Origin of the sequence: Streptomyces sp. NPDC055243, from assembly GCF_044544025.1 — a bacterium.
Lineage (GTDB): Bacteria > Actinomycetota > Actinomycetes > Streptomycetales > Streptomycetaceae > Streptomyces.
On record NZ_JBITWR010000012.1, the window covers coordinates 47014 to 69657 of the forward strand.

A 22644-nucleotide genomic window follows, 5' to 3' on the forward strand; every position below is an offset into this window, starting at 1 on the left:
TCGACGCAGCCGGTGAAGTGCGGCGCCCAAGACATCCCCACAGCTCCCCCACCGCGAGGACGACCTCGGCGGCGGACCAGCCCCCAGCCCACCCGCCGCTCAGGACAGACGCGACGGCCGGGGAAAATCTCAACCCATCCCGCGCTTGACGACGAACTCGACGCAGCCGGTGAAGTGCGGCGCCCAAGACATCCCCACAGCTCCCCCACCGCGAGGACGACCTCGGCGGCGGACCAGCCCCCAGCCCACCCGGCGCTCAGGACAGACGCGACGGCAGGGGACAATCTCAGCCCGTCCGGCGCTTGAGGACGAGCTCGGCGCAGCCGGTGATGTGCGGCGCCCGAGAACATCTCCGCAGAGCACCCGGCGCAAAGAAGTGCCCGCGCAGCTCCCCAGCTGCGCGGGCATTTCTCGTGCCGTCCGCCGCACCCCCGTCCCCACGGGGTTTCCTGGCCGGATGTCCCCGCCCGGACCGCTCATCCGGGCCCGGGGCGCCGCTCAGCGCCCCAGCATCACGCCCACGGACGACGCCTGTGTGACCACTGCTTCCCAGCCGCCGAAGACGACCACCAGCAGGGCCGCCAGGGGAAGAACCATGGCCGTCGCCACCAAGGGGTGGCGCGTGCCGGACGGGCGGACGCCGAACGTGGCGAAAGCCTTACGTCCCTGCGTGCGGATCATCGTCCGCGGTGCCGTGTCCGCCATGGTTCCTCTCCTGACCGAGTCTGTATGAATATGGCAGCGGCGGGTGTCTGACCTCGGGGGACGAGTGCTGCACCCGCCGCTTGACTTCAAATTTAGGTGCGCCGGAGGTCGGGGGCGTCATGCCCTCGTACCGATTGCCGGGCCTCCCGGAGGATGACCGATCGTCGGTCATGTACTCCCATGGGTGGAGACGGGGTCCTAGGTCTCAGGGTCTTCCCGGAGGGGACGGACGGCCTGCTCGGACGTGTCCTCCCGAGGGACGGGCTGCTCGACCAGAGCAAGCACACGGGTCGCCATGAACCGTGCCGTCCGCACCACGGAGCCGCTACGGGTGACTTCGCTCACTTCGACCACCCCTCTGCGCACCGCCGTCTCCACCCGGCGGCCCGCCCGGCTCGCCACCACCTCGTACGTCCGTGTCGTGTCCCCGGCGTCCACGACTATCTCCACGCGATCACCCTTCACGGGATCAATCCCCCTTCAGCGATGGATGGTTGGGGAGGACACCCCGCACAACGGCCGCTCTCCCCCGGCGCCCTGACCACTCTTCAAGTTTCCCACCCGGCACTGACAATCGGTCGGGCCGCGAGGGCGCGGCCTCTGCACCTGCCCGGCCACGGAAACGTAAGCTGTGGCACGACAACGGACCGGGCAGCGGGGATGGACATGGCGATGATGCGGCTCCGGCGCGAGGACCCGCGTGTCGTCGGCTCGTTCAGACTGCACAGGCGGCTGGGCGCCGGCGGCATGGGTGTCGTCTACCTGGGGTCGGACCGGCGGGGGCAGCGCGTCGCCCTCAAGGTGATCCGGCCCGATCTGGCGGAGGACGAGGAGTTCCGTTCGCGCTTCGCGCGGGAGGTCTCCGCGGCCCGGCGCATCCGCGGCGGCTGCACCGCGCGGCTCGTGGCCGCCGATCTCGACGCCGACCGGCCGTGGTTCGCCACGCAGTACGTTCCCGGGCCCTCCCTGCACGACAAGGTCGCCGCCGAGGGGCCGCTCTCCGCGGCCGATGTGGCGGTCGTCGGTTCGGCGCTGGCCGAGGGCCTCGTCGCCGTACACGAAGCCGGTGTCGTGCACCGCGACCTGAAGCCGTCGAACATCCTGCTGTCCCCGAAGGGGCCGCGGATCATCGACTTCGGCATCGCCTGGGCCACCGGCGCCTCGACGCTGACCCATGTGGGCACCGCCGTCGGTTCGCCCGGCTTCCTCGCGCCCGAGCAGGTGCGCGGCGCCGCCGTCACGCCCGCCACGGACGTGTTCGCCCTCGGAGCCACGCTGGCGTACGCGGGAATGGCGGACTCGCCCTTCGGTCATGGCAGTTCAGAGGTCATGCTCTACCGCGTCGTCCACGAGGAGGCGCAGCTCGGCGGGGTTCCCGACGCGCTCGCGCCGCTGATCAGGGCCTGCCTCGCCAAGGACCCGGAGGAGCGTCCCAGCACGCTCCAACTGTCGCTCAGGCTCAAGGAGATCGCGGCCCGCGAGGCACAGGGCCTGACCGAGCCGCGGCCGCCCGCGCCCCGGCAGGACCAGGACCGGCCGACGGGGCGGATGGCCGAGGAGTACGCGGACCAGCGCACCCAGCGGCGTCACCCGCAGGGCACTCCCCCGCCGCGCACCGGTTCGTCACGGACCGGCTCCTCGCGGACGGGATCGGGATCTTCGCGGACCGGTTCCTCGCGCACGGGTTCCTCGCGGCCGAATTCCTCGCGGCCGGGGTCCAGTTCCTCGCGGCCCGGGTCACGTCCCGGGCCTGCCAGGAACACGACGCGCTCCGGCGGTCCGCGGCGGCCCGCCAACCCGCGGCTGCTGCGCCAGCGGCTCTTCGTGTTCGTGGTCGTGACGCTGCTCGTGGCCCTGGGGATCGCGGCGGCCCAGGGGTGTCAGGGGCCCGCGCGCGGGCTCGGCGGCAGCGGCGCGCACGATGTGCGCGACGTGCAGCAGAGCCAGAGCCAGCGGCAGGACCCGGGGCCGGGCGCTGGGGCCGGGCGGACCTCTCAGAGCTGAGGGCGGCCCGTCGCCACCGCGTAGAACGCGACCGCGGCCGCCGCTCCCACGTTCAGGGAGTCGACGCCGTGGGCCATCGGGATGCGGACCCACTCGTCCGCGGCGACCAGCGCCTGCGTGGACAGGCCGTCGCCCTCCGCGCCGAGCATCAGCGCGACCCGGTCCATCCGGTGGGGCGCCGCCTCGTCCAGGGTCTTCGCCTTCTCGTCCGGGGTGAGCGCGAGCAGGTTGAAGCCCGCCTCGCGTACGCCCTCCAGGCCCTTGGGCCAGGATTCGAGGCGGGCGTAGGGGACGGAGAAGACCGCGCCCATGGAGACCTTCACCGAGCGGCGGTAGAGGGGGTCCGCGCAGTCCGGTGAGAGCAGGACCGCGTCCATGCCCAGGGCGGCGGCGCTGCGGAAGATCGCGCCGATGTTGGTGTGGTCGTTGACCGACTCCATGACGACGACGCGGCGCGCCCTGGTGAGGAGTTCGTCCGACGTCGGCAGCGGCTTGCGCTGCATCGAGGCGAGGGCGCCGCGGTGCACGTGGTAGCCGGTGACCTGCTCGGCCAGGTCGGGATTGACCGCGTACACCGGTGCCGGGACCTCGTCGATGACGTCCCGCATGACGTCGACCCACTTCGCCGAGAGCAGCATCGAGCGCATCTCGTAGCCCGCCTGCTTGGCGCGCCTGATCACCTTCTCGCCCTCGGCGATGAAGAGGCCCTCGGCGGGCTCGCGCCTGCGGCGCAGTTCGACGTCGGTCAGGCCCGTGTAGTCGCGCAGGCGCGGGTCGGTGGGGTCGTCAACGGTGATGAGATCAGCCACAGGGTGATACTGCCTTGTCCTGGGTGTGGTGCCAACGCCTCGGGGCGGGTTGGGTTACCGATGGTTACGCGCGGGCTCGGAGGGTTACGCGCGGGCTCGGGGTGGTTACGCGGGGGCGCCCGGACCCACGTTCACCACGTCGCCGACGACGATCACGGCCGGGGGCTTCACCTCGTGGGCGGCGACCTCGGCGGCGACGGTCGCGAGCGTGGCGTCCACGCGGCGCTGGGACGCGGTGGTGCCCTCCTGGATCAGGGCGACGGGGGTCTGGGGCGACCGGCCGTGCGCGGTGAGCGCCTCGGCGATCCTGCCGATCTTGTCCACGCCCATCAGGATCACCAGGGTGCCGCGCAGCTTGGCCAGCGACGGCCAGTCCACCAGGGAGCGCTCGTCGTCCGGGGCCACGTGGCCGCTGACCACGGTGAACTCGTGGGCGACACCGCGGTGCGTGACGGGGATGCCCGCGGCGCCGGGCACCGAGATCGAGCTGGAGATGCCGGGGACCACCGTGCAGGAGATGCCCGCCTCGGCGAGCGCCTGCGCCTCTTCCATGCCGCGCCCGAAAACGAAGGGGTCACCGCCCTTCAGTCGGACCACCGACTTGCCCTGCTTCGCGTGCTCTATGAGGGCGTTGTTGATGGCTTCCTGCGCCATGAACCGGCCGTACGGGATCTTCGCGGCGTCGATCACCTCGACGTGCGGCGGGAGTTCGTCGAGCAGGTCGCGGGGGCCGAGCCGGTCGGCGATGACCACGTCCGCCTCGGCGAGCAGCCGACGGCCGCGGACCGTGATGAGGTCCGGGTCGCCGGGGCCGCCGCCGACGAGGGCGACGCCGGGGGTGCGGGCGCGGTGCTGGCGCGCCACGAGGGTTCCGTCGCTCAGACCCTCGACGAGCGCGTCGCGGATGGCGGCGGTGCGGCGGGGGTCGCGGTCGTGGATGTCCGTGGTGAGGACGGCGACCGTGACGCCCGCGGAGCGGCCCGTCGCGGGGGTCAGAGCGGTGGCGGCGTCGGCGTCGTCCGAGCGCACGCACCAGACGCGGTGCGCCTCGCCTTCCGCGGAGGCCGCCGTGTTGGCCTCGGGGTCGCTGGTGGCGATGAGCGCGTACCAGGCGTCCGTGAGGTCGCCGTGCTCGTAGCGGCGGCGCTCCCAGGTGATCTCGCCCGCGTCCGCCATCGCCTCCACCGAGGCGGTCGCCGTCGGCGACACGAGGGTGATGTCGGCGCCCGCCGCGATCAGGGCGGGCAGACGGCGCTGGGCCACCTGGCCGCCGCCGAGCACTACCGTGCGGCGGGCGGTGAGACGGAGGCCTACGGGGTAGGCGGGGCTTTCGGCCATGGCGGGTGGCTCCTCGTGCGGGGCGCTGCGTGCGCTGCCGCTTCGGCGGTGGAGCGGCGCTGACGTGCGGGTTCTGGGTGTGGGACTACTTTACGGCCCCTGTACGTCTGCGGACCGTGGGCACAGACACAGCGGCGAAGGGTGGGCACGGCCTGCGTGACGCCCTGCCCACCCCTGTGCCGGTGCGGCTACTTCTCCGTTACTCCTGCCGAGTCGAACGTGGCCACCTCGTGCATCGCGCGGGCCGCGCTCTGGACCACCGGGAGGGCAAGGAGGGCGCCGGTGCCCTCGCCAAGGCGGAGGTCGAGGTCGACCAGGGGGCGCAGGCCCAGCTTGTTGAGGGCCGCCACGTGGCCCGGCTCCGCGCTGCGGTGGCCCGCGATGCAGGCCGCGAGGACCTCGGGGGCGATGGCGCGGGCGACCAGGGCCGCCGCGCCGGCGCTCACGCCGTCCAGGATCACGGGCGTACGCAGCGATGCGCCGCCGAGCAGCAGGCCCACCATCGCCGCGTGCTCCAGGCCGCCGATCGCGGCGAGGACGCCGATCGGGTCGGCCGGGTCGGGCTGGTGCAGGTCGAGGGCGCGGCGCACGACCTCGACCTTGCGGCTGTGCATCTCGTCGTTGATGCCGGTGCCGCGGCCGGTGACCTCGCCCGGGTCGGTGTCCGTGTAGACGGAGATGAGGGCCGCGGACGCCGTCGTGTTCGCGATGCCCATCTCGCCGGTGAGCAGGGCCTTGTTGCCCGCGGCCACCAGGTCGCGGGCGGTCTCGATGCCCACCTCGATGGCGGCCTTGACCTCCTCGCGGCTCAGCGCGGGGCCGGTGGTCATGTCGGCCGTGCCCGCGCGGATCTTGCGGGGCAACAGGCCGGGGGTGGCCGGGAGTTCGCTCGCCACGCCCACATCGATGACGCAGACCTCGGCGCCCACCTGGTTGGCGAAGGCGTTGCAGACCGCGCCGCCGCCGAGGAAGTTGGCGACCATCTGCGCGGTCACCTCCTGGGGCCAGGCGGTGACGCCCTGGGCGTGCACACCGTGGTCGCCCGCGAAGATCGCGACGGCCGCGGGTTCCGGGATCGGCGGCGGGCACTGCCGGGACAGGCCGGAGAGCTGCGCGGAGATGATCTCCAGCATGCCGAGCGCGCCCGGCGGCTTCGTCATCCGCTTCTGCCGCTCCCAGGCCTCGCCGAGCGCCTTGGCGTCCAGCGGGCGGATGTTGGAGACGGTCTCGGCGAGCAGGTCGTGCGGCTCCTCGCCGGGCAGGGCACGGCGGCCGTACGTCTCCTCGTGGACCACCCAGGAGAGCGGGCGGCGCTTGGACCAGCCTGCCTGCATCAGCTCGGGCTCCTCCGGGAACTCGTCGACGTATCCGACACAGAGATAGGCCACCACTTCGAGGTGCTCGGGCAGGCCGAGCGTTCTGACCATCTCGCGTTCGTCGAAGAAGCTGACCCAGCCGACACCCAGGCCTTCGGCGCGCGCCGCCAGCCACAGGTTCTCGACCGCGAGCGCCGAGGAGTACGGAGCCATCTGCGGCTGCGTGTGACGGCCCAGGGTGTGGCGGCCGCCGCGGGTCGGGTCGGCGGTGACGACGATGTTCACCGGGGTGTCGAGGATGGCCTCGATCTTCAGTTCCTTGAACTGTTTCGCGCGGCCCTTGGGCAACGACTTCGCGTACGCGTCCTTCTGGCGCATGGCCAGTTCGTGCATCGTGCGGCGCGTCTCGGCCGAGCGGATGACGACGAAGTCCCAGGGCTGCGAGTGGCCCACGGAGGGCGCGGTGTGGGCCGCTTCCAGGACGCGGAGCAGGACCTCGTGCGGGATGGCGTCGCTGCGGAAGCCGTTGCGGATGTCGCGGCGTTCACGCATGACGCGCAGGACGGCCTCGCGCTCGGCGTCGTCGTAGGCGGGGGCGGCCGGCGCCTGCGACTGCTGGGCGGGCTCCGGCTCCCTGACGGGCTCCGCCGGGACGGCCTCGTCCGCGGCTTCCGCCGGTTCGGCGGCCTCGGTCACCTCGGCGGGCCCGGCCTCGGCTACGGCCGCGGGCTCGGGGGCGTCGGGCACGGCCGCTGTCGCTGCCGCTGCCGCTGCTTCCGCTTCGGCTTCCGCGGGTTCGTCGATCACCAGGAGGGGCGTGGGCTCGGCTGCCGTCTCCGTCTGCTCGGGCGCATCGGCCACGGGCTCTTCGACTGCTTGCGTGGGTTCTGGCGCTGCCGACGCTTCCGGCGCTTCCGGCGCTTCCGACGTGGCAGTCGCCGCCGCGGGCTCCTGGCCGTCACGCGGCGCGGGCACGGTGGCCGCGGGCTCGGGGGCCTCCGCGGCTTCGAGAAGGGTCGAGGGCTCCTGGGCTTCCGGTGCCTCGGGGGGCTCCGGGGCCTCCTGGGCGGACGGCACCTCCGGGACCTCGGCTGCCGGTACGGCGTCCGGCGCGGGGGCCTCGGCCTCGGCGGCGGGCTCCGGCTGCGCCTCGGAGGCCTCGGGCAGCGGCGCATCGAAGTGCTCCGGGGGCACGGACAGGGCGTGCGGGGGCGTCGGCGCCAGGTGGGGCGTGGTCGGCACCGACCCCTCGACCGGCACGAACTGGCCCAGCGGCGCGGGCGCCTGGGGCTCCGCGTAGGGCTGGTTCGGGTCGCCCGGGAGTGCCTCGCCGTGGGGCGCCTGGCCCGCGGGGGCTTCCGCGTACTGCGGGGCCTGCGGGGCCTGAGGCGCCTGCGGGATGAGGGGGCCCTGGACCGTGTGCCCGGCGGCCGCGAGCGGCGCGTCCGACCAGGGCTGCGCGCCGGCCATGGCGAACTGCGGCTGACCGGAGCCCGCGTGCGCGGACTGTCCCTGCGCGGACGGCTGCTCCGCGTCGGCGGTGGGCGGCAGCTCCTGGCTCGCTTCCGGGGCGGGCGCGGAGGCCTCCGCGCCCGACGGCTGCTCGGCGTCCACGGCGAACGCGGGCTGTCCGGTCTCGGCGACGGCGTGCGCGAACTGGTCGTCCGCCTCGGTGCCTTGCGCGATCGCGGGGTCGGCGGCCTCAGCGGCCTGCGGGAAGGCGGCAGCGGGCGGCTCGGCGACCGGGGCCGCGGGGTCCGTCGCCACGGGCTGGGGCATGTCGGTGGCCGGCGCGGGCTGCGGGGCCTCGGCGCCGGGCGAGTCCTGCGCTCCTTGTGCGTCCTGCGCGGCCGGTGCGTCCTGCGCGCCCTCTGTCTGCGTGCCCTCTGTTACGGGTGTGGCGTCCGGGACGACCGTTTCTGCTGGTGCGACGGGCTGTGCGGCCTGCGCGGCCTGGGCGTGCTGCGGCTGGGTCGTCCACGGCGTCGCGCCCTGCGGCGTGATCTCACCGAGCTGCGGACCCGGCAGCATCCCTTCCCCGTCACGCGGGATGTCGAGGTACTCGGGCCCCACGGTCGGCGGCCCCGCGTGCCGCACGGGCACGGCGTGCTGCGGGGCACCGGCCGGGCCGCGGTCGGCGAGGGACCGTACGGGACTGCCCGTGCCGTCGGGCACGGCGGGACCCGAAGGCCCCCGGTGGAGCGGGCGGCGGGAGGCGCCGGGGTGCGATGCGGGCGCCGGCGTGGGCGCGCCGGGCAGCTGGACGCCGTTCAGGTCGACCGAGCCGCTGTCGCGCCCGGCGGTCTCGTGCGGACCCGGCTGGTGCACGGCCTGCGGTCCTGCGGCGTGCTGGCCGACGAGGGGCCGGCCGCCCGACGACTGATCGGCCGAGTGCCTGCCACCGGCGGACTGGCCGGCGGCGGACTGCTCCGCCATGGCCGGGTCGGCCACGGGCTGGCCCGCGGCGTACTGGTTCGCGAAGGACGGGTCACCGACAGGCGCGCCCGCGTTCTGCTGACCTACGGGCCGGCCTGCGGACTGACCGACGGCCGCGTGCTGGGCACCCCCGGGCTGCGCACCCACCGGCTGAGCGACGCCGTGCTGCGCGGTCCCGCCCTGGGCGCCCGCGTGCTGGGCGGCCACCGGCTGCTCCGGGCCTGCCTGCTGCGGCGCGGCCGAGTGCGGCTCGCTCCAGGCACCCTGGGCGCCCGGCATGAGGAGCAAATCGTCATCGTCTGCGGGGGCGACGCTCTCGCCGGGATTTTCGGAGGGGTCGAGGTAGGTGTACGCACCCGGGGCGGGGACGCCCGGCTGCTCCACCATGCCTGCGTTCTCCGGCAGTCCCTCGCCCGAGACCTGGCCGGTGTCGGTCATGCGTAACCCCTCGCCCATCGGTTAGTGCTTCTTCGACCGCCCCTCAGCCTTAGGCCGGGGAAGCCCCATTGCCCGGAGCGGCGCACCAACCGCCCGTCAACCTCAACGAGCGTGCGCGCCGCGCGGCACGAACCGCGTACGGACAACAGGCATTGTCCCGGGTGGCCCGCCGCCGCGGCGGCTTGATCCGCAACGGCCCGCTGTGGGCTGCGCCACGTTGCGCGCCCTCCGGTCCTGCCGTACCACACACCCCCCAAAACGGGCGAGCTTTCCGGACATTGACCAACTATTTGCCGGACACTCGGGTGCGGTACAACGATCGGCCAGCCTACCCCGCACCGTGCGGCAGCAGGGTCACGGGGCGCGATCGGGCAACTGTCCGGAGAGCAGGAAGACGACGGTCCGCTCCCGTTCCGTCCACGCGCGCGTGTCGAGTTCGACGGACTGGAGCAGGGCGCATTCGACCGCGTATCCGTGCTCCGTCAGGCCCCTGCCGATGAGTTCGGCGGCGTCACGGGTCGACGCGTGCGTCACGATGCGCGCCGGACGGCGGTCGGCGACGGCGGAGACCACTGCGGCTCCCCCGCCCCCGACGCGTACGACGTCGGGCTCGGGCAGGTCTTCGAGGACGTGCGGCGCCGTGCCGTGCACGATCTGCGGCTGGACGCCGAAGTGGCGGGCGACCGCCGTGGTGCGGGCGCAGGCGTCGGGGTCGGCGTCGACGGCGATGACGGCGGCGCCGAACCGCGCCGCCTCCGCGGTGAAGGCGCCGCTGCCGCAGCCGATGTCCCAGACCAGGTCGCCCACGCGCGGGCCGATACGGGCGAGTTGCGCGGCCCGCAGGCGGTCGCTCTCGCCCTCGCCGAGCTGGGCCTCGCCTCCGTAGGCGGGGGCGGGCAGGGCCCAGCCGCGCGGGGTGCCCGGGTCGCGTCCCGCGATCCAGCCGGTGTCGGAGGCGGCGACCGGGCCGCCGATGACGATGACGACGTTCGGGTCGCGCCAGGTGTGGTCGGCGGCCTTGTCGGAGGTGAGGACGGTGACCTGTTCGCGCTCGGTGCCGAGCTCCTCGCAGATCACGAAGGTGCGGTGCACGCCCTGCAGCAGCAGGCCGAGCTCGGCGGGGCCCGCGCCGGGCGAGGTGAGCACGGCGACCTTGGTGTGGGCGCGGCAGACGTTCACCGCGCGGCGCAGGGTGCGCGGGTGGGCGACCACGACCTGGGCGTCGTCCCAGGGCATCCCGGCGCGGGCGAAGGCCTGGGCCACGGAGGAAACGGCCGGCACCACTTCGACCTCGAGGCCGAATTCGGGGGCGCGCAGGGTGCGTACGACGCCGAAGAACCCGGGGTCGCCGTCGGCGAGGACCACGGCGGTGCCGCGGTGGGCGGCGATGCGGCGGGCGGCCAGGCTCACGCTGCCCAGGCGGATGCGTTCGGCGGCCGGTGGCACCTCGGTGAGCGCCAGGTGGTGGGCGGCGCCCGCGACGAGGGTGGCGGCGCCGAGCGCCGAGCGCGCGGTGGCGGTCAGCGGCGAGCCGTCCCAGCCGATCACCGTGACGCGGTCGGCCATCGTCGTCTGTCTCCTGGGTTCTCGCGGGTGTGCGTTCTCGCGGGTCGTCTGAGGGGGCCGGGCGTCGTGTGCAGGGGGCAACCGTGTGCGGCCAGGGGCGAGCGTACCTGGTGGGGCCCCGAGGTGCTTGGGGGGTCAGTTCCAGTCGGAGTAGGCGCTGAACCCGCTGTCGGCGAGCTGCTCTCCGACGCCTTCCAGGTCCTCGGGGAGCAGGCTCCACACGATGAGGTCGGTCCGGACGTCGATCCAGCCGCCGAACGGGTCCCCGCCGTTCCTCGTACGCGCTATCCAGGCGCCCCGCAGGACTCCCTCGCTGATGCAGCCGATCTTCTGCGCGACCTGCTGGGCCGCGGTGTTGTCGGCGGCGGTGCGCAGCTCGATGCGCTCGAAGCGCTGGTCGTTGAAGAGCCACTGGGCGGTGGCGAGCGCCGCCTCCGAGGCGTAACCCTCGCCGCGGGCCCAGGGGGCGACGACGTAGTTGAGCTCGCTGGAGCGCACCCGCCAGTCGATGTCCCGCAGTTGCACGATGCCGACCAGGCGCTGGGTGAGGAACTCCGTGACGGCCAGGGCGATTCCGCGGCCCTCGGTGCGCTCGGCGGGCGCGACCCGGGTGATCCAGTCGCGGGCGTCGTCCTCGGTGTAGGGCTGGGGCGCGGAGGTCCAGGCGGTGACCATCTCGTCGTTCATCATCTCCGCGTACGCACAGACGTCGGCTTCCTCGAACGGGCGCAGCACCAACCGCTCCGTGCTGATGGAGATGTCGGGCAAGGTGGTAGTCATGCGCTGCTCCGTAACCTGGAACCCTCGGGCCTGCTGAAGTGCCCAGCATGCAGCATGTCGGCGCGCAAACGCACCACGGGGTCCGCTCCTTCATCAGGAGAGGACCCCGTGGTGAGGGCGGAAACGGACTGTGCGTCAGCTCGTTTCGACGGGCAGGACCGAGCCCTTGTACTTGTCCTCGATGAACTGCTTCACCTCGGGTGAAGTGAGCAGTTCGGCCAGCTTCTCGACCCGGGGATCGTCCTCGTCGCCCTTCTTGACGGCGAGCACGTTGTTGTACGGATTGTCCTTGGGCGACTCCAGAAGGATGGCGTCCTTCTTGGGGCTGAGTCCGGCGTCGAGCGCGTAGTTGTTGTTGATGACCGCGGCTTCGACGTCTTCCAGGGAGCGGGGCAGCTGGGCGGGTTCCAGCGGCTTGATGGTGAGCTTCTTCGGGTTGGACGTGATGTCCTCGGGGGTCGCGGTCGAACCGGCCCCCTTCTTGAGCCCGATGACGCCCTTGGAGGCGAGGAGTTCGAGCGCCCTGCCTTCGTTGGTGGTGTCGTTCGGAACGGCGACGGTCGCCCCCGCGGGCAGCTCGGTGACGTCCTTCGCCTTGTTCGCGTACACCCCCATCGGCGGCAGATAGACCCCGGTCACCGGCGTCAGCTCCGTCTTCTTGGACTTGTTGAAGTCCTCCAAGTACGGGGTGTGCTGGTAGAGGTTGGCGTCGAGGGAGCCCTCCTGGAGCGCGGTGTTCGGCGTGACGTAGTCCGTGAACTCCGTGATCTGGAGGTCGAGTCCCTTCTTCTTCGCGAGGTTGTCCCTGATGTACGCGAGGACTTCACCGGCCGGGGTCGGGGTGGCGCCGACGACGAGCTTGTCACCGTCGGCGCCTCCCGAGCCGGATTCGCTGCCGCAGGCGGTCAGGCCGAGGGTGAGGGTGAGGGCCAGTGCTCCCGCGGCGGCCGCGATGACGGGCGTACGCATGATCAGAACGCCGCGACGACGGCACCGTCGTACTTGTCGTCGATGAACTTCTTGACCTCGGGCGAGGTGAGGAGCTTGGCGAGCTTCTTCACGCGCGGGTCGTTCTCGTCGCCCTTGTTCACGGCCAGGAAGTTGCCGTAGGGGTTGTCCTTGGCGGGCTCGGCGACGATGGCGTCCTTGGCCGGGCTGAGCTTGGCCTCAAGGGCGTAGTTGCCGTTGATCACCGCGGCGTCGACGTCACCGAGGGAGCGGGGCACCTGGGCGGCCTCGAGCTCCTTGAACTTGAGGTTCTTCGGGTTCTTCGCGACGTCCTTGGGGGTGGCTTCGTAGCCGACGCCCTTCTTGAGCTCGATCAGGCCGTTGTCGGCGAGGAGCTTGAGCGCGCGGGCCTCGTTGGTGGTGTCGTTCGGCAGGGCGACCGTGGCACCGCTCTTGAGGTCGGTGAGCTTCTTGACGCTCTTGGAGTAGACGCCGAGCGGCTCCAGGTGCACCGTCGCGTTCGGGACGGGCACGATGTCCGTCCCGTTCTTCTTGTTGAAGTCGTCGAGGTAGGGCTTGTGCTGGAAGTAGTTCGCGAAGACCTCGCCCTGCTGGACGGCGGTGTTCGGCGTGACGTAGTCGGTGAACTCCTTGACCTCGAGGTCGAGGCCGGCCTTCTTGGCGAGGTTCGCCTTGACGTAGTCGAGGATCTCGCCCTGCGGCGTCGGGGTCGCGGCGACGATGAGCTTGCCGTCCTTGTCGCCCGCGGCGGAGCCCTTGTCGGAGCCGCAGGCGGAGAGACCGAGGGTGAGGGCTCCGGTGGCGAGGACAGCGGTGGTGATCTTGGCGGTGTTACGCACGAAAAGTGCCTTTCTCCATGGGTGGTACGCCCCGCGATGGGGTGTGCGGGGTGAGATTCAGGAAGCCTTCGAAGGCGCGAGCTTGAGGAAGCGCAGGCGCGGTGCGGCGCCCGAGTGGCCGCCGCGCCGGTGCAGCCTGCGGGCCGCGTAGTCGCCCGCGAACTGGATGATCGAGATGACGACGGCGAGGACGCCGACGGTGATCCACATCAGTTCGGTCTCGAAGCGCTGGTAGCCGTAGCGGATCGCGATGTCGCCGAGGCCGCCCGCGCCGACGGCGCCGGTGATGGCCGAGTAGCCGATGATCGTGACGATCGTCGTGGTGGTGCTGGAGATCAGCGAGGGCAGCGACTCCGGCACGAGGACCTTGCGCACGATGGTCCAGGTGTTGCCGCCCATCGACTGCACGGCCTCGACGAGGCCGCCGTCGACCTCGCGCACCGCGGTCTCCACGAGCCGCGCGAAGAACGGCGTGGCGCCGATCGCGAGCGGCACGATGGCGGCCTCGCGGCCGATCGTCGTACCCGTGATCCAGCGCGTGAAGCCCATCAGGGCGACCATGAGGATGATGAAGGGCATCGAGCGCGCGATGTTCACGATCTGCCCGATGAGCTTGTTCAGGAACGTGTTCTGCAGCAGCCCGCCGCGGTCGGTGAGGACCAGCAGGATGCCGAGCGGCAGTCCGGCGACGACGGCTATCAGCGTCGACCAGCCCACCATGTAGAGCGTGTCCCAACAGGCCTGCTCCAGCAGGGGCTGCATCTCCGACCAGGTCACTTGGCACCTTCCTTGACCAGCGGCGTGGCGTCCTTCGGCGTGCTCACGGGCTCTTCGCCCGCGATGTCCACCTGTAGTCCCTGCTCGCGCAGGAAGCCGATCGGGACGACGTTCTCCTCGAAGCGTCCGGGCAGCTCGATGCGCATCCGGCCGACCTGCTTGCCCGCGACGGTGTCCATCGCGGCGCCGAGGATCGAGATGTCGATGTTGTACGTGCGCGACAGCTGGGAGATGACCGGCTGGGTCGCGGCCTCCCCGTGGAAGGTCACGTCGACGACGGTGCGGTCGACGCCCGACGCCTCGCCGCTGACCGGGAAGAGCGCGGCGGCCAGCTCGGAGCCGGGCGTCGCGAGCAGCTCGGTGACGGTGCCGGACTCGACGATCCGCCCGTTCTCCATGAGGGCGGCGGAGTCGCAGACGCTCTTGACGACGTCCATCTCGTGCGTGATCAGCAGGACGGTCAGGCCGAGCTGCCGGTTGAGGTCGCGCAGGAGCCCCAGGATGGAGCGGGTGGTCTCCGGGTCCAGGGCGCTGGTCGCCTCGTCCGAGAGCAGCACCTTGGGGTCGCCGGCGAGCGCGCGGGCGATGCCGACGCGCTGCTTCTGGCCGCCGGAGAGCTGCGCCGGGTAGGACTTCGCCTTGTCGGCGAGGCCGACCAGGTCGAGGAGTTCGAGGGCCTTGCGGGAGCGCTCGGCGCCGCTGAGACCGAGGATCTCAAGGGGCAGCTCGACGTTGTCCTGCACGGTGCGCGAGGACAGCAGGTTGAAGTGCTGGAAGACCATGCCGATACGGCTGCGGGCCCGGCGCAGCTCCTTGCTCGCGCGGCTGCCGCGTCCCGCGAGGGCGGTGAGGTCCTGCCCCGCGACGGTCACGGTGCCGGCGGTGGGGCGCTCCAGGAGGTTGACGCAGCGGATCAGCGAGGATTTGCCGGCGCCGGACTGGCCGATGACGCCGTACACCTCGCCTTCGCGGACATGCAGATCGACGCCGTCGAGGGCAGTTACTTCACGACCGCGTGAGCGGTAGACCTTGGTGAGGCCGGAAGTGGTGATCACAGGGGTTTCCGTCACTGTCGAGTGCGCGGCGCGGTTCTCGCCGGGCACGGGGCATTCGTGGGGAACGCGGCACGGTTTCTCGCGGTGGCGAAAAGAACCGGAGGAGGTGTGCGCGGGGCAGGCTCGCTTCCTACGTCATGTCCGCCGGTAAGGCGTACGTCGCATAGGGGCGCGGCACAGCGGCTTCGCTTCGGGGCGCGATGCTCAGGGGTGGTGCGGGGGCCCTCAGAAGGCGCACATTCGACACATACAACGAGCACCGGGCGTCGTGATCGCCTCGGTCGCAAAGATGCAGCTGCTCGTCGTGGTCATGTGGACCAGTAAAACACGCGTGCGTCGGCGCCCCGCCACCGTTGTCCGCTATACGGACAGCCGGTGGACAGGTGCGGACGTCGCGGGGCGGGTGCTCAGCCCTCGACGGTGATCTCCACGCCACCCTCGGTGGCCTGTGCGGACACGGCCGAGAGGTCCTTCACGACGACGTCTCCGGAGAGCTCGCCGGCGGTGTGCGTTGTGGCCAACGCCACGGTGGTCATGCCGGCCGCGCGGCCCGCCGTGAGACCCGCCGGTGCGTCCTCGAAGACCACGCAGCGCGCCGGGTCGACGCCCAGCTTCGCCGCCGCGAGCAGGAAGGGCTCCGGGTCGGGCTTGCCGCGCGTGATGTCGTCGGCGGCGATCAGCATCGCGGGGTCGATGCCGACCTCCGCGAGCCGGGCCTCGGCCAGGCGCCGCCCGGCGGAGGTCACCACGGCCCAGCGCTCGGGCGGCAGGGACGCGAGCAGCTCACGGGTGCCGGGCAGCAGCACGACGCCGCCGGCGACGTCCGAGACCTCAAGATCCTCGATGCGGGCGACGGCCTCGGCCACGCGCTCGGCGGGCAGCATGTCGGCGATGATCTCGGCCGCGGGGCGGCCGTGCAGCTCGACCCGCTCGAACTCCTCGGCGGTGATCCCGTACTCCTGCGCCAAGCGCCTCCAGCAGCGGTACACCGACTCCATCGAGGAGATCAGGGTGCCGTCGTTGTCGAACAGGAGCGCTTCAGCGTGGATCTTCATGGTGTCCGAGCGTACGGGGCACCCCAGGGGTGCGCGCATCGGGTCATAGGGCCCGTAATAAAGTCACGGCATGCTTGTTGCCCTGACGATCGCGACCGCCGTGGCCGCGCTCGTGCTCGCCGCGTGGTGCGGCTTCGCCGCCTACCGGGACCAGCCGACCAAGGACTGGCACTTCATCGGCATGGCCGTGGTGACGTTCCTCGCCACGGTCCAGCTGATCGTCGGCATCGTCCAGCTGGCGCGGGGCGAGAAGGCCGAGCAGGGCACGACGATCTTCGTGGCGTACTTGATCGGCTCCTTCGCCTGCATCCCGGCCGCGGGCTTCATGTCCCTGGCCGAGCGCACCCGTTGGGGCTCCATCACGGTCGCCGCGGGCGGCGTGGTCCTCGCCGTGCTGCAGGTGCGGCTCTACGACATCTGGGGAGGCTGAGGTGACGGTGACAGAGCCCGAGAAGCACTCCGCGGACGCGGCGCCCGCCCGGCAGAGGCTGATCAGCGGGCCCGGCATCCTGCTGGTGTGGCTGTACGGGGTGATGGTGGTCGGCGCGGTCTCGCGCTCCGCCGTGCAGATCTCGACGGACTTCCACAAGGCCCCGCTCGCCTACACGCTGTCCGCGCTCGCGGGTCTCGTCTACGGCTTCATCACGTACTCGCTGGTGCGGGGCGGCGAGAAGGCCCGCAAGGCGGCGCTGGTGTGCTGCGCCGCCGAGCTGGTGGGCGTCTTGGCGGTGGGGACCTGGACGCTCGTGGAGCCCTCCGCCTTCCCCGACGCCACGGTGTGGTCGGACTTCGGGATGGGCTATCTGTTCATCCCGGTGATCCTGCCGCTCACCGCGATCTTCTGGCTGAACAAGGCGCGCAGGGCGGCGCGCTAGACCCTGGCCGCGTACGCCCCCGCGGTCGCCTCCTTGGCGAGGGTGATGCGCGTGAGCCGTTCGTTCACGTGCTGCGTCTTCACCGCCGCGTAGCCGTGCTTGCGGTAGAGCTGAAGGTTCTGCTCGCTGCGATGGCCGCTGGAGAGCTGGAAGCACTTGGCGGTGCCGCCCGCGCCCAGGCGCCCCTCTATCGCGTCCAGGAGCCGGCCGCCCAGGCCGTGCCGCTGCATCCTGGGGTGGACGATCAGCTTGTCGATCCGCGCCGTGCCGTCGGCGTCGACCGTGCCGCGCACCGACGCGACGACCTCGTCGCCGAGGCGGGCCACCAGCACGTTGCCGGAGGTCAGTTCGGCCTTGATGGAGTCGAGGGTCTGTGTGAGCGGCTCGATGGAATAGTCGCCGTACAGCTCGGCCTCGCTCTGGTAGCACAGGTACTGCAGTTTGAGGATCTTCTCGGCGTCCTGTCCGCCCGCCTCCGAGATGGTCACGCTCATGCCCATGTGTGCATGCCTCCCGCTCACCTGCTCCGCCGGTTGTCTATCGCTCCTTTCCCCGCGGTTCAGGAGCTGCAACCTCCGCCGCGAGCATTCTGCGCAGGCATCCCAGGCAACGGGAACGTTCAGGCCCCAGACTGCCCTGTGACATTCCCAACTCGCCTGCGATCTCCCGGTAGGTGAGGTCCTTGGGGGAGAGCAGTGCCGCCATGAGACCGGGGCAGCGTCCGGGCAGCCTGCGCACCGCCGCGTGCAGGGTGCGCTCACGGTCGGCCCGCAGGGCGCGCTGTTCGGGGCCACGCTCGGTGTCGTCGGCCGGCTCGGTCGCGTACGCCACCTCGCGCTCCTCCCTGCGCCGGGCGCCGCGCGCCTCGGAGGCGACGGCGGCGCGCAGCCAGGTGGCCGGGTCGGCTGGTGGGTCGGCGACGTCCATGCGTTCCAACAGGCGCAGCCAGACGGCCTGTTCGAGGTCACCGGGGTCGGTGCCGGAGCCGTGGGCCGCGGCGGAGGCCTCGGCGGCGAGGAGCGGACGCAGGGTGGGGATCAGCTCGTGGGTCATGCAGGGCGGGACGCGGCCGCCCCGGCAGGAGGTTGCCGGGGCGGCCGTCTGTCACCCCAACCGGGGCGGGACGATCACTTGTTGACGAAGTCCGCGCGGGCGAGCAGCGCGGTGTCGCAGTTGTCCGAGAAGATGCCGTCGATGCCCGTCTCGAAGTACGCCTTGAAGGCGCCGAAGGCGTCTCCGTAGGCGGCCGGGTCGGTGCCCTTCCTGAAGTTCGTGGGCAGGAAGGTGTTCTCGTTGCGCATCGTGTACGGGTGCAGGATCAGGCCCGCCCTGTGCGCGTCCTTCACGAGGGTGGTCGGGGTGCCGAGGCTGCCGTCCGCCTTCCTCGGGATGATCAGGTCGAGCGTGGGGCCGATGCCCTGCGCGAACGAGGCCATCCACTCCAGGCCCTCGGGCTTGATGAGGTCGGCGACCGTGCGCGGGTCGCCCGCCTCGACGAAGTCCCAGGGGCGGGAGCTCGCGCTGGACAGGAGCACCACGAGCGGCGCGCCGACCAGCTTGTTCAGGCGCTGGATGCTGCTGGGCTCGAAGGACTGAAGGAAGTTCGGCGAGTTCTTCTTGTGCCGTCCGTACTTGCGAAGGAGCTTGGCCAGCGGCTCCTCCAGGCCCAGGCCCAGCTTGCGGAAGTACGTGGGGTGCTTGGTCTCGATGTACAGCCAGATCCGCTTGCCCGTCCTGCGCTCCTGCCGGTCAGCCCACTGGAAGACCTCTTCCAGGGTGGGCACGTCCCAGCGGCCGTCGTAGAGGGTGTTGCGCTGGCGGGTGCCGGGGATGCGCTCCTTGGCGCGCAGCGTCTTCAGCTCGGCGAGCGTGAAGTCCTCGGTGAACCAGCCGGTGAACGAGGTGCCGTCCACGGACTTGGTGGTCTTGCGGGACGCGAACTCCGGGTGCGCGGCGACGTCCGTCGTCGCGGTGATGTCGTTCTCGTGACGGCATACGAGATGGCCGTCCTTGGTGGGCACGACGTCCTGCTCGATGACGTGCGCGCCCATGTCGAGGGCGAGCTGGTACGAACCGAGCGTGTGCTCGGGCCGGTAGCCGCTGGTGCCGCGGTGCGCGACGACGGTCGGCACGGGCAGGTCCTTGTATCCCCCGTGCCCGTGCTTCCCGTCGGCTCTCGCCACGCCGGGCAGTCCTACGACGGCTGTGCCCGCCCCTAGTACGGCCGCTCCCAGTAGCGCGCGCCGCCCCGGTCGCCGCTCCCCCGGCTCCCCCGGCTTCGAATCCCTCGACTGCTGCGTGGCCATTGAGCGCTCCTCCCGATGTGCTGCCTTGCACCTGACAAAGCGGCACGATCGTAGGTGGCCGCGCGTGACGGACGGGAGACCCTGGACCGAACGGAAGGGTGACGCCGGATGGCGACTGGTGTGCGGGGCGGGGTCCGTTCGGTGGGTCCTGGCGCACGGAGGCGGCCCGCTGCACGGTGGCAGCGCGTGACCACCGCGCGTGACAAGGACCACTAGGACGAGCCACATCCTCCCCACGGAGATACGGTCGTCACAGGGAGGGCGATCCGAGGGCAACACCACGCAAACTCAGGTCAACTCTGCGTATCGAGTGCGTGAACCCGATGTGCGAGGAGCGGTAAGCCACGAGTATCGTCCTCACCTGCACATACTCGTCGTTGACCCGTTGACACCGGAGGGCTCGTTGTCCCGTCTCGCGCTCATCAAGGCTGTGCTCGGACCGATCTTGCGTCTGATGTTCCGCCCTCGGGTGGAAGGCGCCGAGAACATTCCGGGCACCGGTCCGGTCATCATGGCCGGAAACCACCTCACGTTCATCGACTCGATGATCATGCCTCTCGTCTGCCCGCGTCCGGTCTTCTTCATCGGCAAGGACGAGTACGTCACGGGCAAGGGGCTCAAGGGCCGCCTGATGGCCTGGTTCTTCACCGGCTCCGGCATGATCCCCGTGGACCGCGACGGCGGCCACGGCGGCGTCGCCGCCCTGATGACCGGGCGGCGCGTCCTGGAGGAGGGCAAGCTCTTCGGCATCTACCCCGAAGGCACCCGCTCCCCCGACGGCCGCCTGTACCGCGGCCGCACGGGCATCGCCCGGCTGACCCTGATGACCGGCGCGCCCGTCGTCCCCTTCGCGATGATCGGCACGGACAAGCTCCAGCCCGGCGGCAAGGGGCTGCCGCGCCCGGGCCGCGTGACGGTGCGGTTCGGTGAGCCGATGGAGTTCTCGCGGTACGAGGGCATGGACCGCGACCGCTATGTGCTGCGGGCGGTGACGGACTCCGTGATGACGGAGGTCATGCAGCTCTCCGGGCAGGAGTACGTGGACATGTACGCCACGAAGGCGAAGGCGGCGTAGCCCTCCGGGCTCGGGTAGCACAAGCCTGAACGCCCGCACCGCGCCAGAGTTCCCCTCCGGCGCGGTGCGGGCGTTCGCGTTTCTGCCTTCAGCTGCGGGCCGTATGTGGCTGGTCGCGCGGTTCCCCGCGCCCCTTACGGGGCTTTTCGCCGTCCTCCAGCCTTGAGCCCTTCAGGAGGAACCACGCCGCCACCGCGGTGGCGAGCAGCACCCCCGCGCCCACGCCCGCCGCCAGGCGCAGGCCGTCGACGAAGGCGTCCTGGGCCGAGGCCAGCAGGGCCTGGGACTCGTGGGCCGGGAGGCCCGCCGTCGACTCCACCGCGCCGCCCAGTGACTCGTGCGCGGCCGCCGCGATCTCCGGTGGGGTGCCCGCCGGGGCGGTGAAGTCGCGGTAGACCCCGGTCACGATGGAGCCGAGCAGGGCGATGCCGAGTGCCGCGCCCAGTTCGTACGCCGTCTCGGAGACAGCGGACGCGGCGCCCGCCTGCTCCTTGGGCACGCTGGAGAGGATGACGTCGGCGGTCACCGTGAACGAGAAGCCCGCGCCGATGCCGACGACCAGGAGCGAGGCGCCGAGCAGTGGATACCCGGTGGACTGGCTCAGCGTGGTCAGCGCCGCGAGGGCCACGCCCACCGCGGCGAGGCCGCCCGCGACCACCAGGCGCACGGAGAACCGCCGCGCGACCATGCCCGCGATCAGACCGGCCGCCACCGCGCCCACCGCGGCGGGCAGTTCGGCCAGGCCCGCCTCGAACGGCCGCCGCCCCTGGACCAGTTGCAGGAACTGGGAGAGGAAGAAGACCAGACCCGAGAGCCCGAGGACCGTGAGGAGGTCGGCGAGCACCGCCCCGGAGAACCCGCGGTTGCGGAACAGGCGCATGTCCAGGAGGGGCGCCTTGAGGGTGAGCTGGCGCCGTACGAACCAGGTGAGGGCCGCCACGCCGAGCAGGGCCGCCGCCCCGATGTCCCAGCGGATGCCGTGCGCCGCCGCCTCCTTGATGGCGTACACGATGGCGATCATGCCGATGAGCGAGAGCACGACGCTGATCAGGTCCCACGGACCGGGCGCCGGGTTCTTGGACTCGGGCAGGAACTTGATGCCGACGACGACCAGGACCGCCATCACCGGCAGGTTGATCAGGAAGACGGAGCCCCACCAGAAGTGCTCGAGCAGGAAACCGCCGACGACCGGACCCACGGCCGCGCCGGCCGAGGCCATCGCGCCCCAGATGCCGACCGCGAGGCTGCGCTCGCGCGGGTCGTGGAAGATGTTCCGGATCAGCGCGAGGGTGGACGGCATCAGCGTCGCACCCGCGACACCGAGCAGCGCCCGGGCCAGCATGAGCATTTCGGGCGTGGTCGCGTAGGCGTTGAGCACCGAGACGCCGCCGAAGGCGACGGCGCCGATCAGCAGCAGCTTCTTGCGGCCGATGCGGTCACCGAGGCTGCCCATGGAGACGAGCAGACCGGCGATGACGAACGAGTACACGTCGCCGATCCACAGCAGCTGGGTGCCGGTGGGCTTGAGGTCCTCGCTGATGTACGGCGTGGCCAGGCCGAGCACCGTCGCGTCCACGGCGACGAGCAGCACGGCCAGGACCAGCACGGCGAGCGCGAGCCAGCGGCCGGGGCTGCGCTCGACCTCCGCCGACGCGGTCCGCTGTTCGATGCTGGTCATGGTTCCACTCTCCGTTGTGCGCCGCCGATCAGCAGCTCGGCGATCATGTGTGTGAAGTCGTTGGCGGCCACGCGGCCGTCCAGTACGGCCCAGGCGCCCGCGCCGATGAGGCCGTACAGCGCCTCTGTCAGCCAGACGGGGCTCAGGTCGATGCGGAACTCGCCGCTCTCCTGGCCGCGTCGGAAGAGCGCGCCGATGCTGTCGTCGAGCCGGGACCAGCCCTCGTGCTGCGCGTCGTCCTCGAAGAGCTGGTTCTCGGTGACGAGGAACGCGAGCAGGCCCGCGGCCGGCTGGAGCTCCTTCACCAGGCGGCGCAGCGCCTCCTCGGCGCTGTCCTCGCCGAGCCTGGCCGCGTCGAGGGCGGCCTCGCACTCCTGGATGCCGAGCTCTTCCAGGGCGCGTACGAGGGCGTCGCGCCCGGCGAAGTGGCGGTGCAGGGTGGCCCGGCTGATCCCCGCCGCGCGCGCCACCTCGTCCATCGTGGCGGAGCCCTTGCGCGTGAGGAGCGCCGCGGCGCTGCGCAGCACCTGATCGCGATCGACTGACATGAGACAACCATAAGCCATGTGAGACATATTTGTCTCACAATGAAGGCGCGGTGATCACCAAGGGCGCGTCCGGCG

At 71.6% G+C, this 22644-nt stretch carries 21 protein-coding genes; 4 read left to right on the forward strand and 17 right to left on the reverse strand.

The annotated features are described in order from the left end of the window. Positions 1-498: 498 nt before the first annotated feature. Positions 499-705 carry a hypothetical protein gene (locus tag ACIGXX_RS30520; RefSeq protein WP_351164871.1) on the reverse strand — a complete coding sequence of 69 codons (207 nt, stop codon included), beginning with the start codon at positions 703-705 and terminating at the stop codon, positions 499-501. 198 nt (positions 706-903) lie between these two features. Continuing rightward, the gene (locus ACIGXX_RS30525; RefSeq protein ID WP_351164872.1) at positions 904-1170 is read right to left on the reverse strand and encodes a hypothetical protein; all 267 of its coding nucleotides are present in this window, start codon (positions 1168-1170) and stop codon (positions 904-906) included. 195 nt (positions 1171-1365) lie between these two features. On the opposite strand from ACIGXX_RS30525, the gene ACIGXX_RS30530 reads away from it, so the two are divergent. Then, positions 1366-2709 carry a serine/threonine-protein kinase gene (locus tag ACIGXX_RS30530; RefSeq protein WP_351164873.1) on the forward strand — a complete coding sequence of 448 codons (1344 nt, stop codon included), beginning with the start codon at positions 1366-1368 and terminating at the stop codon, positions 2707-2709. Here ACIGXX_RS30530 and ACIGXX_RS30535 read toward each other — a convergent pair. The 10 genes from ACIGXX_RS30535 to ACIGXX_RS30580 form a co-directional block, all read right to left on the reverse strand. Beyond that, positions 2700-3518, reverse strand: coding sequence for an RNA methyltransferase (locus ACIGXX_RS30535; protein ID WP_351164874.1), 819 nt, complete (start codon positions 3516-3518; stop codon positions 2700-2702). The genes ACIGXX_RS30530 and ACIGXX_RS30535 overlap by 10 nt on opposite strands. A gap of 105 nt (positions 3519-3623) precedes the next feature. After that, positions 3624-4856, reverse strand: a complete 1233-nt coding sequence (cobA, locus tag ACIGXX_RS30540) for a uroporphyrinogen-III C-methyltransferase (RefSeq protein WP_351164875.1) — start codon at positions 4854-4856, stop codon at positions 3624-3626. 188 nt (positions 4857-5044) lie between these two features. Further along, positions 5045-9046, reverse strand: a complete 4002-nt coding sequence (gene cobT, locus ACIGXX_RS30545; RefSeq protein ID WP_399980393.1) for a nicotinate-nucleotide--dimethylbenzimidazole phosphoribosyltransferase — start codon at positions 9044-9046, stop codon at positions 5045-5047. 354 nt (positions 9047-9400) lie between these two features. Beyond that, on the reverse strand, positions 9401-10612 hold the full coding sequence (gene cbiE / locus ACIGXX_RS30550) for a precorrin-6y C5,15-methyltransferase (decarboxylating) subunit CbiE (RefSeq protein ID WP_361463239.1): 1212 nt from the start codon (positions 10610-10612) through the stop codon (positions 9401-9403). Positions 10613-10747: 135 nt separating this feature from the next. Continuing rightward, positions 10748-11392 (reverse strand): GNAT family N-acetyltransferase, encoded by a 645-nt coding sequence (locus ACIGXX_RS30555; protein WP_361463237.1) that lies wholly within the window; start codon positions 11390-11392, stop codon positions 10748-10750. A 135-nt stretch (positions 11393-11527) separates the two neighbouring features. Next, positions 11528-12361 carry a MetQ/NlpA family ABC transporter substrate-binding protein gene (locus tag ACIGXX_RS30560; protein ID WP_399980397.1) on the reverse strand — a complete coding sequence of 278 codons (834 nt, stop codon included), beginning with the start codon at positions 12359-12361 and terminating at the stop codon, positions 11528-11530. Positions 12362-12363: 2 nt separating this feature from the next. Beyond that, positions 12364-13200: a MetQ/NlpA family ABC transporter substrate-binding protein gene (locus ACIGXX_RS30565; RefSeq protein ID WP_351164883.1), complete on the reverse strand. Its 837-nt coding sequence runs from the start codon at positions 13198-13200 to the stop codon at positions 12364-12366. A 57-nt stretch (positions 13201-13257) separates the two neighbouring features. Further along, complete coding sequence (locus ACIGXX_RS30570; RefSeq protein ID WP_351164884.1) at positions 13258-13977, reverse strand: methionine ABC transporter permease; 720 nt, start codon at positions 13975-13977, stop codon at positions 13258-13260. Continuing rightward, positions 13974-15032 carry a methionine ABC transporter ATP-binding protein gene (locus ACIGXX_RS30575; RefSeq protein ID WP_399980403.1) on the reverse strand — a complete coding sequence of 353 codons (1059 nt, stop codon included), beginning with the start codon at positions 15030-15032 and terminating at the stop codon, positions 13974-13976. Before ACIGXX_RS30575 ends, ACIGXX_RS30570 begins: the two co-directional genes overlap by 4 nt. 407 nt (positions 15033-15439) lie before the next feature. Further along, entirely contained in the window at positions 15440-16087 is a 648-nt protein-coding gene (locus tag ACIGXX_RS30580; protein ID WP_351164888.1) for an HAD family hydrolase, read from the reverse strand. Positions 16088-16157: 70 nt separating this feature from the next. On the opposite strand from ACIGXX_RS30580, the gene ACIGXX_RS30585 reads away from it, so the two are divergent. Together ACIGXX_RS30585 and ACIGXX_RS30590 are read left to right on the forward strand one after the other, a co-directional pair. After that, a complete protein-coding gene (locus ACIGXX_RS30585) occupies positions 16158-16517 on the forward strand; it encodes a hypothetical protein (protein WP_351164890.1) in 360 nt (119 codons plus the stop codon). 1 nt (position 16518) lies between these two features. After that, the gene (locus ACIGXX_RS30590; RefSeq protein ID WP_351164892.1) at positions 16519-16962 is read left to right on the forward strand and encodes a hypothetical protein; all 444 of its coding nucleotides are present in this window, start codon (positions 16519-16521) and stop codon (positions 16960-16962) included. On the opposite strand, the gene ACIGXX_RS30595 is transcribed toward ACIGXX_RS30590, so the two are convergent. The 3 genes from ACIGXX_RS30595 to ACIGXX_RS30605 all read right to left on the reverse strand — a co-directional run bounded on the left by ACIGXX_RS30595 (position 16959) and on the right by ACIGXX_RS30605 (position 19268). Further along, positions 16959-17462: a GNAT family N-acetyltransferase gene (locus ACIGXX_RS30595; RefSeq protein ID WP_351164894.1), complete on the reverse strand. Its 504-nt coding sequence runs from the start codon at positions 17460-17462 to the stop codon at positions 16959-16961. The genes ACIGXX_RS30590 and ACIGXX_RS30595 overlap by 4 nt on opposite strands. A gap of 37 nt (positions 17463-17499) precedes the next feature. After that, positions 17500-18015 (reverse strand): sigma-70 family RNA polymerase sigma factor, encoded by a 516-nt coding sequence (locus tag ACIGXX_RS30600; RefSeq protein WP_361463229.1) that lies wholly within the window; start codon positions 18013-18015, stop codon positions 17500-17502. 74 nt (positions 18016-18089) lie between these two features. Next, positions 18090-19268 carry a glycerophosphodiester phosphodiesterase gene (locus ACIGXX_RS30605; protein ID WP_399980410.1) on the reverse strand — a complete coding sequence of 393 codons (1179 nt, stop codon included), beginning with the start codon at positions 19266-19268 and terminating at the stop codon, positions 18090-18092. Positions 19269-19653: 385 nt separating this feature from the next. On the opposite strand from ACIGXX_RS30605, the gene ACIGXX_RS30610 reads away from it, so the two are divergent. Beyond that, the gene (locus tag ACIGXX_RS30610) at positions 19654-20343 is read left to right on the forward strand and encodes a lysophospholipid acyltransferase family protein (RefSeq protein WP_383818196.1); all 690 of its coding nucleotides are present in this window, start codon (positions 19654-19656) and stop codon (positions 20341-20343) included. An 88-nt stretch (positions 20344-20431) separates the two neighbouring features. Here the strand turns inward: ACIGXX_RS30610 and ACIGXX_RS30615 are convergent, their stop codons facing one another. Both ACIGXX_RS30615 and ACIGXX_RS30620 read right to left on the reverse strand, forming a co-directional pair. Then, complete coding sequence (locus tag ACIGXX_RS30615; protein ID WP_351164899.1) at positions 20432-22021, reverse strand: MFS transporter; 1590 nt, start codon at positions 22019-22021, stop codon at positions 20432-20434. Further along, entirely contained in the window at positions 22018-22569 is a 552-nt protein-coding gene (locus tag ACIGXX_RS30620) for a TetR/AcrR family transcriptional regulator (protein WP_351164900.1), read from the reverse strand. The genes ACIGXX_RS30615 and ACIGXX_RS30620 overlap by 4 nt, the downstream gene beginning before the upstream one ends. Positions 22570-22644 lie beyond the last annotated feature (75 nt).

What these genes read in the sequence shown, in the direction of transcription:
- ACIGXX_RS30615 (WP_351164899.1), bottom strand. Translation starts at nt 22,021, where the DNA reads ATGACCAGCATCGAACAGCGGACCGCGTCGGCGGAGGTCGAGCGCAGC.
- cobT (WP_399980393.1), bottom strand. Translation starts at nt 9,046, where the DNA reads ATGACCGACACCGGCCAGGTCTCGGGCGAGGGACTGCCGGAGAACGCA.
- cobA (WP_351164875.1), bottom strand. Translation starts at nt 4,856, where the DNA reads ATGGCCGAAAGCCCCGCCTACCCCGTAGGCCTCCGTCTCACCGCCCGC.
- ACIGXX_RS30560 (WP_399980397.1), bottom strand. Translation starts at nt 12,361, where the DNA reads ATGCGTACGCCCGTCATCGCGGCCGCCGCGGGAGCACTGGCCCTCACC.
- ACIGXX_RS30520 (WP_351164871.1), bottom strand. Translation starts at nt 705, where the DNA reads ATGGCGGACACGGCACCGCGGACGATGATCCGCACGCAGGGACGTAAG.
- ACIGXX_RS30605 (WP_399980410.1), bottom strand. Translation starts at nt 19,268, where the DNA reads ATGGCCACGCAGCAGTCGAGGGATTCGAAGCCGGGGGAGCCGGGGGAG.
- ACIGXX_RS30600 (WP_361463229.1), bottom strand. Translation starts at nt 18,015, where the DNA reads ATGACCCACGAGCTGATCCCCACCCTGCGTCCGCTCCTCGCCGCCGAG.
- ACIGXX_RS30620 (WP_351164900.1), bottom strand. Translation starts at nt 22,569, where the DNA reads ATGTCAGTCGATCGCGATCAGGTGCTGCGCAGCGCCGCGGCGCTCCTC.
- ACIGXX_RS30585 (WP_351164890.1), top strand. Translation starts at nt 16,158, where the DNA reads ATGCTTGTTGCCCTGACGATCGCGACCGCCGTGGCCGCGCTCGTGCTC.
- ACIGXX_RS30580 (WP_351164888.1), bottom strand. Translation starts at nt 16,087, where the DNA reads ATGAAGATCCACGCTGAAGCGCTCCTGTTCGACAACGACGGCACCCTG.
- ACIGXX_RS30555 (WP_361463237.1), bottom strand. Translation starts at nt 11,392, where the DNA reads ATGACTACCACCTTGCCCGACATCTCCATCAGCACGGAGCGGTTGGTG.
- ACIGXX_RS30530 (WP_351164873.1), top strand. Translation starts at nt 1,366, where the DNA reads ATGGACATGGCGATGATGCGGCTCCGGCGCGAGGACCCGCGTGTCGTC.
- cbiE (WP_361463239.1), bottom strand. Translation starts at nt 10,612, where the DNA reads ATGGCCGACCGCGTCACGGTGATCGGCTGGGACGGCTCGCCGCTGACC.
- ACIGXX_RS30595 (WP_351164894.1), bottom strand. Translation starts at nt 17,462, where the DNA reads ATGGGCATGAGCGTGACCATCTCGGAGGCGGGCGGACAGGACGCCGAG.